At 56.8% G+C, this 13809-nt stretch carries 15 protein-coding genes and 1 other RNA gene; 9 read left to right on the top strand and 7 right to left on the bottom strand.

Features of this window, described 5'->3' with window-relative positions:
• Positions 1–18: 18 nt before the first annotated feature.
• Positions 19–738 (top strand): oxidative stress defense protein, encoded by a 720-nt coding sequence (locus AB6T85_RS14650; RefSeq protein WP_253458639.1) that lies wholly within the window; start codon positions 19–21, stop codon positions 736–738.
• 90 nt (positions 739–828) lie between these two features.
• Here the strand turns inward: AB6T85_RS14650 and AB6T85_RS14645 are convergent, their stop codons facing one another.
• On the bottom strand, positions 829–1725 hold the full coding sequence (locus AB6T85_RS14645) for a LysR family transcriptional regulator ArgP (protein ID WP_125287336.1): 897 nt from the start codon (positions 1723–1725) through the stop codon (positions 829–831).
• 198 nt (positions 1726–1923) lie between these two features.
• Here AB6T85_RS14645 and rpiA point away from each other — a divergent pair, with 198 nt between their 5' ends.
• Complete coding sequence (gene rpiA / locus AB6T85_RS14640) at positions 1924–2583, top strand: ribose-5-phosphate isomerase RpiA (protein WP_253458641.1); 660 nt, start codon at positions 1924–1926, stop codon at positions 2581–2583.
• Positions 2584–3151: 568 nt separating this feature from the next.
• Positions 3152–4387 carry a phosphoglycerate dehydrogenase gene (serA, locus tag AB6T85_RS14635; protein ID WP_253458643.1) on the top strand — a complete coding sequence of 412 codons (1236 nt, stop codon included), beginning with the start codon at positions 3152–3154 and terminating at the stop codon, positions 4385–4387.
• Here the strand turns inward: serA and AB6T85_RS14630 are convergent.
• The 3 genes from AB6T85_RS14630 to zapA all read right to left on the bottom strand — a co-directional run bounded on the left by AB6T85_RS14630 (position 4381) and on the right by zapA (position 5648).
• Positions 4381–5010 carry a 5-formyltetrahydrofolate cyclo-ligase gene (locus tag AB6T85_RS14630; RefSeq protein WP_253458645.1) on the bottom strand — a complete coding sequence of 210 codons (630 nt, stop codon included), beginning with the start codon at positions 5008–5010 and terminating at the stop codon, positions 4381–4383. The genes serA and AB6T85_RS14630 overlap by 7 nt on opposite strands.
• An 82-nt stretch (positions 5011–5092) precedes the next feature.
• Positions 5093–5277: non-coding RNA, 6S RNA (gene ssrS, locus AB6T85_RS14625), on the bottom strand.
• A gap of 41 nt (positions 5278–5318) precedes the next feature.
• Positions 5319–5648 carry a cell division protein ZapA gene (gene zapA, locus AB6T85_RS14620; protein ID WP_125287340.1) on the bottom strand — a complete coding sequence of 110 codons (330 nt, stop codon included), beginning with the start codon at positions 5646–5648 and terminating at the stop codon, positions 5319–5321.
• Positions 5649–5818: 170 nt separating this feature from the next.
• Here zapA and AB6T85_RS14615 point away from each other — a divergent pair, with 170 nt between their 5' ends.
• From AB6T85_RS14615 to ubiI, 4 genes are all read left to right on the top strand, one after another.
• Positions 5819–6397: a YecA/YgfB family protein gene (locus tag AB6T85_RS14615; RefSeq protein WP_125287341.1), complete on the top strand. Its 579-nt coding sequence runs from the start codon at positions 5819–5821 to the stop codon at positions 6395–6397.
• An 81-nt stretch (positions 6398–6478) separates the two neighbouring features.
• The gene (pepP, locus tag AB6T85_RS14610) at positions 6479–7795 is read left to right on the top strand and encodes a Xaa-Pro aminopeptidase (RefSeq protein WP_253458647.1); all 1317 of its coding nucleotides are present in this window, start codon (positions 6479–6481) and stop codon (positions 7793–7795) included.
• Positions 7792–8970, top strand: a complete 1179-nt coding sequence (gene ubiH, locus AB6T85_RS14605; protein WP_301252510.1) for a 2-octaprenyl-6-methoxyphenyl hydroxylase — start codon at positions 7792–7794, stop codon at positions 8968–8970. The genes pepP and ubiH overlap by 4 nt, the downstream gene beginning before the upstream one ends.
• Before the next feature lie 13 nt (positions 8971–8983).
• Positions 8984–10183, top strand: coding sequence for an FAD-dependent 2-octaprenylphenol hydroxylase (gene ubiI, locus AB6T85_RS14600; protein WP_253461226.1), 1200 nt, complete (start codon positions 8984–8986; stop codon positions 10181–10183).
• A 93-nt stretch (positions 10184–10276) separates the two neighbouring features.
• On the opposite strand, the gene AB6T85_RS14595 is transcribed toward ubiI, so the two are convergent.
• The 3 genes from AB6T85_RS14595 to AB6T85_RS14585 all read right to left on the bottom strand — a co-directional run bounded on the left by AB6T85_RS14595 (position 10277) and on the right by AB6T85_RS14585 (position 11568).
• Positions 10277–10627, bottom strand: coding sequence for a hypothetical protein (locus tag AB6T85_RS14595; protein ID WP_369895963.1), 351 nt, complete (start codon positions 10625–10627; stop codon positions 10277–10279).
• Between the two features lie 213 nt (positions 10628–10840).
• The gene (locus tag AB6T85_RS14590) at positions 10841–11260 is read right to left on the bottom strand and encodes a helix-turn-helix domain-containing protein (protein ID WP_301252513.1); all 420 of its coding nucleotides are present in this window, start codon (positions 11258–11260) and stop codon (positions 10841–10843) included.
• Positions 11257–11568 carry a type II toxin-antitoxin system HigB family toxin gene (locus tag AB6T85_RS14585; protein ID WP_301252514.1) on the bottom strand — a complete coding sequence of 104 codons (312 nt, stop codon included), beginning with the start codon at positions 11566–11568 and terminating at the stop codon, positions 11257–11259. The genes AB6T85_RS14590 and AB6T85_RS14585 overlap by 4 nt, the downstream gene beginning before the upstream one ends.
• 593 nt (positions 11569–12161) lie before the next feature.
• Between AB6T85_RS14585 and gcvT the strand changes: the two genes are divergently transcribed.
• Positions 12162–13253: a glycine cleavage system aminomethyltransferase GcvT gene (gcvT, locus tag AB6T85_RS14580; RefSeq protein ID WP_369895961.1), complete on the top strand. Its 1092-nt coding sequence runs from the start codon at positions 12162–12164 to the stop codon at positions 13251–13253.
• Between the two features lie 62 nt (positions 13254–13315).
• On the top strand, positions 13316–13702 hold the full coding sequence (gcvH, locus tag AB6T85_RS14575; RefSeq protein ID WP_253458655.1) for a glycine cleavage system protein GcvH: 387 nt from the start codon (positions 13316–13318) through the stop codon (positions 13700–13702).
• Positions 13703–13809: the final 107 nt, after the last annotated feature.

Here is a 13809-nt window from a genome sequence, read left to right as displayed (position 1 = left end):
TCCCATGGAGGATCTCCTTTGAAGCTGACCAAACTGGCGCTGGCCGCCCTTATTTTTACCTCGCCTTTTGCCGCCGTGGCGGATGAACTGCCTAACGGCCCGCATGTTGTCACGTCCGGGCAGGCAAGCGTCGACGCAACGCCTGATATTGCCACGCTGGCGATAGAGGTTGGCGTCTCGTCGAAAGATGCCTCTGAAGCGAAAAAACAGGCCGACAGCCGTGTCGCCCAGTATTTTGATTTTCTCCAGAAAAACGGCATTGATAAAAAAGATATCAACGCGGCCAACCTGCGTACGCAGCCGGAATACGATTATCTGAAAGACGGCAAATCGGAGCTGAAAGGCTATCGCGCGGTGCGTCAGGTGCAGGTTACACTGCGCCAGCTTGATAAGTTGAACGAGCTGCTGGACGGCGCGCTGAAATCGGGCCTGAACGAAATCCGCTCCGTTGAGCTGGGCGTGGCTAATCCCGATAGCTATCGCGATAAAGCCCGCCAGGCCGCTATCGAAAACGCGACGCATCAGGCTGGCGAGCTGGCGAAAGGCTTTAACGCTCAGCTGGGGCCGGTTTACAGCATTCGCTATCACGTAGCCAACTATCAGCCGATGCCAATGGCGAGAATGTTTAAAACCGCCGACGCCGCGCCGATGAGCTCGGCCGCGCAAACCTACGAGCAGCAGAGCATTCACTTTGACGATCAGGTGGATGTGGTGTTTGAGCTACAGCGCAAGCAGTAATCTCAGCTTGCTGAAAGCCGCGTCCGGTAAGCATTCCGGACGCTTTTCTTTGCCAGGGATGCCAGGCAAAAATCCGCTTCAACCTGAGCGCTATTCCCCCTGGCGCAGCACGCGATGGCCGTGGGCAATCAGCGCGTCGGTCACTTTGCGCATCAGGCGGCTTTCCGGCGCAAAACGATGCCAGTACAGCATTCGGCGCTGAAACAGCCCCGGCGTCAGATCGATCAGTTCGCCTTCCGCCAGCTCGCGCTCAATCTGTAAGTGCGGGATCATACAGCAGGTCGTGCCCTGACGCGCCAGCTGCACAAAAGCCTCCGACGAGTTAACGATATGGCACGGCACGCTGCCGGGCGACAGATCGAAATTCTGCTGTAAAAACGCCTGATGCATATCGTCAAGATGATCGAAAGCCACCGCCGGCGCCTTCAGCAGTGCGGAGCGGGTCACGCCGTTCGGAAAGTAGCGCGCGGCGAACTCTTTCGAGCCGACAAACAGATAATCCAGCGCGCCGAGCTGATCCACCAGGCAGCTTGGCAGCGGCTGCGGCTGGATACTTACCGCGCCGACTACTTCGCCGCGCCGCAGGCGCTCCTGGGTACGGGTTTCGTCTTCCACCTGAAGATTCAGGCGCACCGGTGAATCGCTCAGCACCGTTTTCAGCGCGGGCAGCAGCCAGGTCGCCAGACTGTCGGCGTTCACTGCCAGCGACAGCAGCAGCGGCGTGGTGCCGCTGTTTTCATCGCCCAGCCACTCTTCTTCCAGCAGCTCTACCTGATGCAGCAACGCCAGCAGCTTTTGCCCCTGTTCGGTAGGGCGAGGCGGCACGGTGCGCACCAGCAGCGGCTGACCAAACATATTTTCCAGCTGCTTGATGCGCTGGGAAACGGCTGACTGGGTAATACAAAGTTTTTGCGCCGCGCGTTCAAAGCCGCGCTCGCGAATGACTGCATCCAGCGCCTGAAGCGTTCGATAGTCCGGGCGTTTCATTGTTGTTTTAGCTCTCTTTCAGGTGTGGAATCTGCACTATGCCATATTTTTGCCATTTTGCCCTGCGCTTAAAGCTGGCGTCCCGGTTTTGCGGCCTCTCTTCCAGAGTGACAACAAATGGCGCCGCAGGGCGGTTTTTTCAACGAGGGTTGCTTTATACTATCGCCACACAGTAGCAGCACGGATTCTAAACTTACCATGACGCAGGATGAACTGAAAAAAGCCGTTGGCTGGGCCGCGTTAAACTATGTTGAACGCGGCACTATCGTTGGCGTGGGCACCGGATCGACCGCCGCCCACTTTATTGATGCGCTGGGCTCGATTAAAAATGAGATTGAAGGCGCGGTTTCCAGCTCGGAGGCTTCCACGCTCCGGCTGAAAAGCTTAGGTATTCCGGTTTTCGATTTGAACGAGGTGGATTCCCTGTCGGTTTATGTTGACGGCGCCGACGAGATCAACAGCGCGATGCAGATGATTAAAGGCGGGGGCGCGGCGCTGACCCGTGAAAAAATCATTGCCGCCGTGGCGAAGAAGTTCGTCTGCATCGCCGACGAATCCAAGCAGGTCGACGTGCTGGGCAAATTTCCGCTGCCGGTCGAGGTCATTCCTATGGCTCGCAGCTTTGTGGCGCGCGAGCTGGTGAAGCTGGGCGGCCTGCCGGAATATCGTCAGCAGGTGGTCACCGATAACGGTAACGTCATCCTGGACGTGCATAATCTGAAAATCCTGGATGCCGTCGCGCTGGAAAAAGCCATCAACGCGCTGCCGGGCGTAGTCACGGTGGGGCTTTTCGCCACGCGTGGCGCGGACGTGGCGCTGATCGGCACGGCAAACGGTGTAAAAACGCTGGGCGATTAGCTGATTAGCGTGGCCGTTTTACCAGCCGGGAATGGCCGGTAGTGCATCAAGGTCGTGGCCGTCAGCCGCGACCTTAAGCGCCAGGCTCTAAGTCATAGCTGTAGCCATAGCTATAAGCGCCAGGTCATAGCCGTAGCCGTAAGCTCTGAATGCTAAGAGCTAAGAGCTAAGAGCTAAGTGCTAAGTGCTAAGTGCCAGGTGCTAAATGCCAGGTACTAAATGCCAGGCCACAATCGATAAGCTCTAAGCTCTAAGCTCTAAGCCATAAAAAAACGATCTTACCGGCGCGGCTATCGCCTCGGTTAATTTTTATAAAAAAACATCTTTTCTTTTGCCCCACAAATTTGGTGACTTATGTCACGGAATTTACCCCCGCCTCGCGATCCTGCTGACGATGCTTCACGTGTCATGATTATCTGCCGATTTATGCTGATGCTTTCGGCTGCCGTGCTGGCCGCAAGGCAATCGTTTGTATTGCCGCGCGCGTAAATTTTGATATTTTGACAGAAGGCTGACTTATTCCTCACGGAGTCAGTCACTTCTGAAGTCTGCTGAATAGGGTCGGGAAATGGCAAAAGTATCACTGGAGAAAGACAAGATTAAGTTCCTGCTGGTCGAAGGCGTGCACCAGAGCGCGATTGAGAATCTTCGGGCGTCAGGCTACACCAACATCGAATTTCACAAGGGCGCGCTGGACAGCGAAACGCTGAAAGAAGCGATCCGCGATGCGCACTTTATTGGTATCCGCTCGCGTACCAACCTGACCGAAGAGATTTTCGCTGCGGCAGAAAAACTCGTCGCGGTAGGCTGCTTCTGCATCGGCACTAACCAGGTCGATTTGCAGGCCGCAGAAAAACGCGGTATTCCGGTGTTCAATGCGCCTTTCTCCAATACCCGATCCGTAGCAGAACTGGTCATCGGCGAGCTGCTGCTGATGCTGCGCGGCGTACCGGCCGCCAATGCTAAAGCGCACCGCGGCATCTGGAACAAGCTGGCGGTCGGCTCTTATGAGGCGCGCGGCAAAAAGCTGGGCATTATCGGCTATGGCCATATCGGTATGCAGCTGGGCGTGCTGGCCGAAAGCTTAGGGATGCACGTCTACTTTTACGATATCGAAAGCAAGCTGCCGCTCGGCAACGCCACGCAGGTTCGCTACCTCTCCGAACTGCTGAATATGAGTGATGTGGTCAGCCTGCACGTGCCGGAAACGGCCTCCACCCAGAATATGATGGGTGCGGAAGAGCTGGCGATGATGAAACCCGGCTCGCTGCTGATCAACGCTTCACGCGGCACGGTAGTGGATATTCCGGCGCTGTGCAAAGTGCTGGCGGACAAACATCTGGCCGGCGCGGCCATCGACGTCTTCCCGGAAGAGCCGGCAACTAACGCCGATCCGTTTAATTCGCCGCTGTGCGAGTTCGACAACGTGATCCTGACGCCGCATATCGGCGGTTCAACGCAGGAAGCGCAGGAAAATATCGGGATTGAAGTAGCGGGTAAACTGGCGAAATACTCAGATAACGGCTCGACGCTGTCAGCGGTTAACTTCCCGGAAGTGTCGCTGCCGATGCATGGCCAGCAGAGCCGCCTGCTGCATATTCACGAGAACCGTCCCGGCGTGCTGACCGCCATCAACAATATCTTTGCCGGTCAGGGCATCAACATTGCCGCGCAGTATCTGCAAACCACGCCGCAGATGGGCTATGTGGTGATCGATATCGATGCGACGAAGGAAGTGGCCGACAACGCGCTTCAGCAGATGAAAGCGATTCCGGGCACCATTCGCGCTCGTCTGCTTTACTGATGACGCAAAGCGTCCCCGCTCGTGGGACGCTTTTCCTGCCATTGCCAGAGCCGCGAAGGCGTAATTATCGCCGGCAAAGGCACATCCCATTCCGCCACGGGCAATGTTTCTACCTGCTGACAGTCATGCGCCAGGCCAATCGGCAACAGGCCGTGCTGCGGCCAATTTTGCAGAGTGCGGTCATAAAAGCCGCCGCCCATACCCAGACGCTGTCCGGCCCGATCGAACGCCACCAGCGGCACCATTATCACATCCAGCTCGTCCAGCGTGGCCAGGTTGCGGATATCCAGCGGCGGTTCCGGGATACGCAGACGGTTAGGCTGCAACAGCGTTTCCGTGTCATAGCGCAGAAAAAGCAGCTGACCGCGTGAAAAAGGGTGCAGTACGGGCAGATAAACTTCCTGATGACGCTGCCAAAGTTTGGCAATCAGCGGACGGGTATCCAGTTCGCCGTCGAAGGACAGGAACAGCGCGATTTTGCGGGCCTGCTGAACGGGTTTGAAGCTTAGCGCATGTTCGGCGACCGTTACGGCGGCCAGGCGCTGCTGTTCTGGTGTCAGGTCACGACGCAAATGGCGAATGTGAGTACGAATATCCTGACGATCGAGAAGGCTGAGGTTCATCAGTTTCACCGTGTCGGAAGCGGGATAAAGCAGGGAACCCGAAAGCGCCGGGAAAAACATGGCTTTGCAGGTGGTAAAGAAGGGAATCTCCGAGATGCCGCCGCAGGCTGTAACCCTTGAACCCTTGGTTCAAGGTGAGTGTACCGTCATAACCATCAGGCTTCTCGGACGGACCGAGCATGCACACAGGTTACAGAGCGCCACACTCTGTTTGGTATGAAATATCGGCTCAGGGGACTGGCCCGCTTGCAAACACCTCAGAGAATTTTTTACATCACCGTTACTGTAACACAGATAACGTTAACGTGTTATTCGAATTGCGTTCCAGTTCTTTCCGTAATGCGACCTTGTTCAAGCAATGCCTGCTCGATAGTCTGCTGTAACATTCGGATACGCTGTTCCATATTACTGGCATAATCGCGGGTTTTCATCTTTTCCTGCGCTAACTCATGGCAGATGTTCAACGCGGCGATAAAAACCAATTGTTCAGTATTGGTGACTCTAGTGCGAACTTTAAGATCTTGCAACCGTTGATTAAGGTCTTCGGCGGCCAGATTCAGCGCATCTTGCTGTTCAGGCGGACAATTCACTCTTAAGGAACGGCCAAAAATTTGAATATCTACGGGCTGTGCAGACATAAAACCATCCTGACTGATTACTTCGCCGGTAATCTCCCTTGCCGCTCAATGGCTTGGGAGGGGCGCAACTATATCTACCCCTGGCAGAAGAAACAACCCCTTTCTGGAATCAAAGAGGCACCTGGTGGTAGCATAACACGAACTTATCCAGCCAACGATGACCAAAACCTATGTCACTAACAAACACAATGCCGGGCTACGACGCGCTGGCTTCAGCACTGACGCAGCAGGGCGTGGGAATGACCCCGGCTGAAATGCACGGCCTGATCAGCGGAATTCTTTGCGGCGGCAACAAGGACAGTAGCTGGCAGACGCTGGTACACGACTTAACGAACGAAGGCATGGCCTTCTCGCAGACGCTGGCTCAGCCTTTACAGCAGCTGCACCAGGGCATCGGCGATACGCTGGAAGACGAAGGTTTCCTGTTTCAACTCTATTTGCCGGAAGATGACGATATCACCGTCTTCGATCGGGCGGATGCGCTGGCGGGCTGGGTTAACCACTTTCTGCTGGGCCTGGGCGTGTCCCAGCCGAAGCTCGATAAGGTCAAGGGCGAAACGGGCGAGGCGATTGACGATCTGCGTACTATCGCCCAGCTCGGCTATGATGAAGATGAAGACCAGGAAGAGCTGGAACAGTCGTTGGAAGAGGTGATTGAGTATGTGCGCGTAGCGGCGCTGCTTTGCCACGACACCTTTACCCATATCGCGCCAACGGCGGTGGAAGTGAAAAAACCAACGCTGCACTAATTTCTGCCACGCCAGGGGCGGCGACAGAAAAAAAGCGCGCTGTATGCGGGCGCTAAGATGGATTGCATTCAGGAGAAGCGGATGACACAGCAAGAGTTCGTGCGCCGTCGCCAGGCGCTGCTGGCAAAAATGGCACCGGCCAGCGCGGCGGTGATCTTTGCCGCGCCGGAGGCGACGCGCAGCAATGACAGCGAGTACCCTTATCGGCAGAACAGCGATTTCTGGTATTTTACCGGCTTTAACGAGCCTGAAGCGGCGCTGGTGCTGATCAAAAGCGCGGAAAACCATAACCACAGCGTGCTGTTTAATCGCGTTCGCGATCTGACCGCTGAAATCTGGTTTGGCCGTCGTCTGGGTCAGGATGCCGCGCCGGAAAAACTTGCTGTCGATCGCGCGCTGCCCTGGGATGCCATCAGCGACCAGCTGCCGCAGCTGCTGAACGGCCTGGACGTGGTTTATCACGCGCAGGGACTTTACGAACAGGCCGACACGCTGCTGTTTGGCGCGTTGGAGAAGCTGCGGCGCGGCGCTCGTCAGAACCTGACCGCGCCGTCGACGCTGACCGACTGGCGGCCCTGGGTGCACGAGATGCGCCTGTTTAAATCGCCGGAAGAGCTGGCCGTGCTGCGTGAAGCCGGTCGTATCAGCGCGCTGGCGCATACGCGGGCGATGCGGCAGTGTCGGCCCGGAATGTTTGAGTATCAGCTCGAAGGCGAAATCCAGCACGAATTCAACCGTCACGGCGCGCGCTTTCCCTCTTACAACACCATAGTTGGCGCCGGTGAAAACGGCTGCATCCTGCACTACACCGAAAACGAGTCCAGGATGCGCGACGGCGATCTGGTGCTGATTGATGCGGGCTGCGAGCTGAAAGGCTACGCGGGCGACATTACGCGCACTTTCCCGGTTAACGGCAAATTCAGCAAGCCTCAGCGCGCCGTCTACGATATCGTGCTGGCATCGCTTAATCGGGCGCTGGAACTGTTTCGTCCCGGCACCAGCATCCGCGAAGTTAATGCGGAAGTCGTGCGCATTATGGTGACGGGGCTGGTCGGGCTGGGCGTAATGCAGGGTGATGTTGAGACGCTGATTGCGGAACAGGCGCATCGCCGGTTCTTTATGCACGGCCTGAGCCACTGGCTGGGGCTGGACGTGCACGATGTCGGCGGCTACGGTCACGAACGCGATCGCGTGCTGGAGCCGGGCATGGTGTTGACGGTCGAGCCCGGTCTGTATATCGCGCCGGATGCGGATGTGCCTGTGGAATATCGCGGCATCGGTATCCGGGTGGAAGATGACATTCTGATCACCGAGGATGGCAACGAAAACCTGACCGACAGCGTGGTGAAAGATCCGGATGAGATTGAAGCATTAATGGCGGCGGCTAAAACATTATGAGCATGATCATCGCAGGCGGCGGGATGACGGGCGCGACGCTGGCGCTGGCTGTTTCCTGGCTGACCCAGGGCAGGCTGCCGGTGACGCTGGTCGAAGCGCAGGATCCGGCTTCAAGAGCGCATCCCGGCTATGACGGACGGGCGATAGCGCTAGCGGAAGGCACCTGCCAGCAGCTGGCGGCGATCAACCTCTGGCCCGCGCTGAAAGCGTGCGCCACGCCGATCACCCACGTTCACGTCAGCGATCGCGGGCATGCCAGCTTTGTGTCGCTGGCTGCGGAAGATTATGACATTCCCGCGCTGGGGCAGGTGGTTGAGCTGCACGATATCGGCCAGCGGCTGTTTAAGCTGCTGCAAAAAGCGCCGGGCGTACGCGTGGTCTGTCCGGCGAAGGTGGCGAAGGTCGAGCGAACGCAGCAGCAGGTCAGCGTGCTGCTGGATAATGACGAAACGCTGACGGCGCAGCTGCTGGTGGCCGCAGACGGTTCCCGCTCCGCCGTGGCCGCCTCCTGCGGCGTGCAGGTGGCTTCTGAGGATTATCAGCAGGTTGCTGTTATTGCCAACGTTTCCACCGCACAGCCGCATCAGGGAAGGGCATTTGAACGCTTTACCGAAAATGGCCCGCTGGCGCTGCTGCCGATGTCCTCTGGTCGCAGTTCGCTGGTGTGGTGCCACCCGCTGGCGCAAAAAGCGCAGATTGATAGCTGGGACGATCGGCAATTTTTAGACGAGCTGCAAAAAGCCTTTGGCTGGCGGCTGGGACGCTTTACCCAGGTTGGGCAGCGCTACAGCTATCCGTTGGCGCTGCTGTCCGCTTCGCAGCACGTTTCCCATCGGCTGGCGCTGGTTGGCAACGCGGCGCAAACGCTGCATCCGATTGCGGGCCAGGGATTTAATTTAGGTATCCGGGACGTAATGTCGCTGGCGGAATCCGTGGCCGCCGCCTGGCGGGCGCAGCAGGATATCGGCAGCTACGGCGTGCTACAACAGTTTCAGCAGCGTCGCCAGCCGGATGCCGTTGCTACTATCGGGATAACCGACAGTCTGGTCAGGCTGTTTGCTAACCGCTACACGCCGCTGGTGCTGGGGCGAAATCTGGGCCTGATGGTGATGGATTCGCTGCCGCTGGCGCGTAATTTGCTGGCCGAGCGCACGTTAGGCTGGGTCGAGCGTTAAGGAGAAAGCAGTGATGCAAACTTATGATGTTATTGTCGCCGGTGGCGGAATGGTCGGCCTGGCCGTCGCCTGTGGCTTACAGGGCAGCGGCATGAAAATCGCCGTGCTGGAACGCGAAGCGCCGCAGGCGACGAACGACAGCGCGCCGGCGCTGCGCGTCTCCGCCATTAATGCCGCCAGCGAGCGCCTGCTGCAGCACCTTGATGTCTGGAGCGCCATTCAGGCCAACCGCGCCAGCGCCTATCACGGGATGGAAGTCTGGGATCGCGACAGCTTCGGCCGGATTGAATTCGATGACGCTCAGCAGGGCCTGGCGCATCTGGGCCATATTATTGAAAATCCGGTTATTCACCGGGCGCTGTGGCAAAAAGCCAGCGAATCACGGGATATTACGCTGATTACGCCAGCGGAGCTGCAGCAGGTGGCGTTTGGCGATAACGAAGCTTTCGTCACGCTGGGCGATGGCACCATGATGACGGCGCGGCTGCTGGTGGCCGCCGACGGCGCCAACTCCTGGCTGCGTAACAAGGCGGATATTCCGCTGACGTTCTGGGATTACGATCACCATGCGCTGGTCGCTAATATTCGTACCGAACAGCCGCACGACGCCGTTGCACGCCAGGTGTTTCACGGCGAAGGCATTCTGGCATTTCTGCCGCTCAGCGACCCGCACCTCAGCTCAATTGTCTGGTCGCTGCCGCCGCAGGAAGCCACGCGTTTACAGTCAATGCCGGAAGAGGTCTTTAACCAGCAGCTGTCGGTCGCCTTCGATATGCGTCTGGGGCTGTGCAAGCTGGAAAGCGAGCGCAAGGCTTTCCCGCTGATGGGCCGCTATGCGCGTAATTTCGCGGCGCATCGTCTGGCACTGGTTGGCGACGCGGCGCATACCATTCATCCCCTGGCGGGGCAGGGCGTTAACCTGGGCTTTATGGATGCCGCCGAGCTGATCGGCGAGATCAAACGTCTGCATCAGCAGGGCAAAGATATTGGCCAGCACCTTTACCTGCGACGCTACGAGCGCAGCCGCAAGCACAGCGCGGCCGTGATGCTGGCAAGTATGCAGGGCTTTCGCGAGCTGTTTAAAGGCAATAATCCCGCGAAGAAGCTGCTGCGTGATATCGGCCTGAGCCTGGCAGATAATTTGCCTGGCGTGAAGCCGCGTCTGTTAAAGCAGGCAATGGGCCTGCACGATCTGCCGGAGTGGCTGCGGTAATAAATTGCAGCGTTCAGGCCCGACCTGAACGCTGGTTATTTTCTTATCAGCTGTTGCAGACGGGCGCTCTGCCACTTTTTAAGCTATTACTTTTCATTTTCTTTCTCCTTTATCAGTTTCCTGCCTGCATATTAATCCCCCCGGCGTGCCTAACCATGACAGTAACCCGACTGCTGCCCGACACCAGCCCGATCGCAATAAAATGTGAAGCTGTACCCAGCGTAGCTCCGGCACTTCCCATACCCGGAACGAGAGAAGATTCGCATGGTATCGCTTATCCGGCTGCACGTAGTAAACCGTCAGGTCCCGGTCATTTGATTCGCCTGTGATCATAACTTCTTTGCGCAGCCCGGTGCGCAAAACCGGCTCGGCGATGCTGCGCTCGTCGTAACGTGGGAACAGGTATTGTTCGATGCTGTATGTGCCGGTGGTTGATGCGGCCATGGTGAGTCCGCGTAATAAAAATTGCGGGAATGGGTTGCTATACAGGAACTAAATCTATGGAAGCGCCCGGCGCGCTGGTTTGTGCCATCCGTGGAAGTTTGAAAAGAGCCCTTTCAGCTGCGGGCTATGTGAGGGTTGTGCAGGAAGTCGCTTGTCAAGGCTCTTTTCTGAGGGAAATAAAAAGCCCACTGTTACGCGGGCTGGTGGCAGAGGTCAAAGGAACCATTGCGGCTTCACGCCGAACCGGTGCGAAAGCGCCTTGATGTGTGAGATCGTCAGGGAGCGCTGGCCGGAGAGTATCTGGCTCACCAGGGATTTAGATCCGATCTCCTCCTTCAGGTCGGAGTAGGACAGCTTATGCTGGTCAATCAGCGTGCGCAGCAGCGCGACGCCAACCGGCATTTCATCCACTGACTTATTGAACTCGGCGAACCGCTTGCTGTTATCTTCGTAGTCAGCGATGCTGGCCGCCAGTAAGTCGATCAACGGATTTTCGTCGTCGTGGTCGATCAGGTAGTCCACCAGCGCCAGTGCGTCACGGTAGTCTTTTTCTGAGGCGCTGCCCCCCAGCAGGGGAACAGCGGCTACCAGTTGTTTCGTTGCTTCGATAGCTTTAATGGGGTCGGCGATCATTCTTTGTTCTCCCGATAGTAGCGAGTCAGCTTATCGTATTCAGCGTGGGTGGCAATGTGCTTCACGTAAAAGCGCTTATTCACGAAGTTGATGTAGGCGATGATTCGCAGATTGTTCCCACCAACATCTAAAACCCACCATTTGTTACGGTACTTAAAATTATCCAGGCTTGACACGGCGGCGCGCAGTTCATCCGGGGATTTAAAATCTGTTTCGCGAACCAGATGATACAGCGCCTTTATGGCTGTGGCATCGTTTGGGAAGAGCCGCGCCGCTTGCTCAAATGGCTCTCTGGAAATGACGTGCATTAAAAGATTCCCTTCCTGTGTTCACAATATGTAAACACTTTAACGCACAATAACCCCGGTGGCAATACGGTTCTAAAAGCTGATGGAGAAGAATAAAAGCTCGCCGTAGCTGTTGCTCACCAGACGGCAGATATGCCCTGCCATTAGTATGACTTGCCCGCGCTTATTCACCTCTGGTCAGGGTTTCGTCAAAGTATCTTTGCCGAAAGCAAAACAGTTTTTCGTATTGCTGCACCTTTAACAGGCAGCCTGCCCCAAACGGGCGCGTCGTTTGAGAAATTCTAATTTAGCGTGCTTCTTCGCATTACTTTTACTAATCATCAGGTTTGAGCCATAAAGCAGGTTTTTATCTTCAACGGGCTGATACCTTACTTTTATCCTGAGATTCTGGCTGCTTAATAACATATTTGCGTATTAACTGCGCAAAAAGCGGTGATTTTATCTGGCTGATTTTGCTGCCTGAGAACGCCGTCAAAAAAATCATACCCGTTTTAACTTATGGTTAACGCTGGATTTCGGTGGTAAGTTCGGAGCAAGGATATCGTTTGCGCCGGGCTGCCTGCCGACGCCGAACACTTTGCCTGAGGAAGAAGATGAAACAGACCCCTTTGTTCGAACAGCATCAGGCCTGCGGCGCGCGCATGGTGGATTTTCATGGCTGGATGATGCCGCTGCACTACGGTTCGCAGCTGGATGAGCATCATACGGTTCGTAGCGATGCCGGCATGTTCGACGTGTCGCATATGACTATTGTCGATCTGCACGGCGTCCGCACCCGTGAATTTTTACGCTACCTGCTGGCCAACGACGTCGCCAAACTGACCCAGCCCGGCAAAGCGCTTTATACCGCTATGCTCAACGCCTCCGCTGGCGTAATCGACGATCTGATTGTTTACTTTATGACCGAAGAGTTTTTCCGGCTGGTGGTGAACTCCGCCACGCGGGAAAAAGATCTCGCCTGGATTACCCAACATGCGGAAGGCTATGGCGTGACGCTGACCGAGCGCGACGACCTGGCGCTGATCGCGGTGCAGGGGCCGCAGGCGCAGGCAAAAGCCCGTTCGCTGTTCGATGAGGCGCAGCGAGAGGCCGTAGCGGACATGAAGCCCTTCTTTGGCGTGCAGGCTGGCGAGTTGTTTATTGCTACCACAGGCTACACCGGCGAAGCCGGGTATGAAATCGCCCTGCCCAACGAGCAGGCGGCGGATTTCTGGCAAAAGCTGCTGGCGGCGGGCGTGAAGCCTGCCGGTCTGGGCGCGCGCGATACCCTGCGCCTGGAAGCCGGCATGAATTTATACGGGCAGGAAATGGACGAGGGCGTTTCGCCGCTGGCGGCCAATATGGGCTGGACAATCGGCTGGCAGCCTCAAGAGCGCGATTTTATCGGCCGCGAGGCGCTGGCGTCGCAGCGTGAAAAAGGCACCGAGCAGCTGGTCGGTCTGGTGATGACCGAGAAAGGCGTACTGCGCAACGGCTTACCGGTGCGCTTTACCGACGCGACCGGCAACCTGCAGGAAGGCGTTATCACCAGCGGCTCTTTCTCGCCAACTTTAGGCTACAGCATTGCGCTGGCTCGCGTTCCCGCAGGCATTGGCGAGCAGGCGATTGTGCAAATCCGCAACCGTGAAATGCCGGTTCGCGTGACCAAACCCGTTTTTGTACGCGCCGGTAAAGCGGTGGCGTAAAAGGCGCTTTCCGCGCTTCAGCTGCGGAAAACGACCCGGAATTATTTTAAGGAGATCAGGCGATGAGCAATGTTCCAAACGAACTGAAATACCGTGAAAGCCATGAGTGGGTGCGTAAAGAAGAAGATGGTACCTATACCGTAGGCATCACCGCCCACGCGCAGGAGCTGCTGGGCGATATGGTGTTTGTCGATCTGCCCGAAGTGGGCAACACCTATAGCCAGGGCGAAGACTGCGCCGTAGCCGAGTCGGTAAAGGCCGCCTCCGATATTTATGCGCCGGTCAGCGGCGAAATTGTCGAAGTCAACGGCGCGCTGGCAAGCGAACCGGAGCTGGTCAACAGCGATCCCTACAGCGATGGCTGGCTGTTCCGCATTAAGGCCAGCGACGAGTCCGAACTGGAATCGCTGATGGACGCGGACGCCTACAAAACCAGCATTGACGAATAGACGGCGGTAGCGCGGGCCGTATTTTACGGCCCGGCTTCGTTTCGTCAGCGATTTATTAGCCCTCTCCGGAGAGATCTCTCCTTAATGCCTTTGCCCGATGCAGGATT

It is taken from the genome of Erwinia aeris (assembly GCF_041224955.1).
GTDB lineage: Bacteria > Pseudomonadota > Gammaproteobacteria > Enterobacterales > Enterobacteriaceae > Erwinia > Erwinia aeris.
This window is presented reverse-complemented; position numbering and strand designations above follow the sequence as displayed.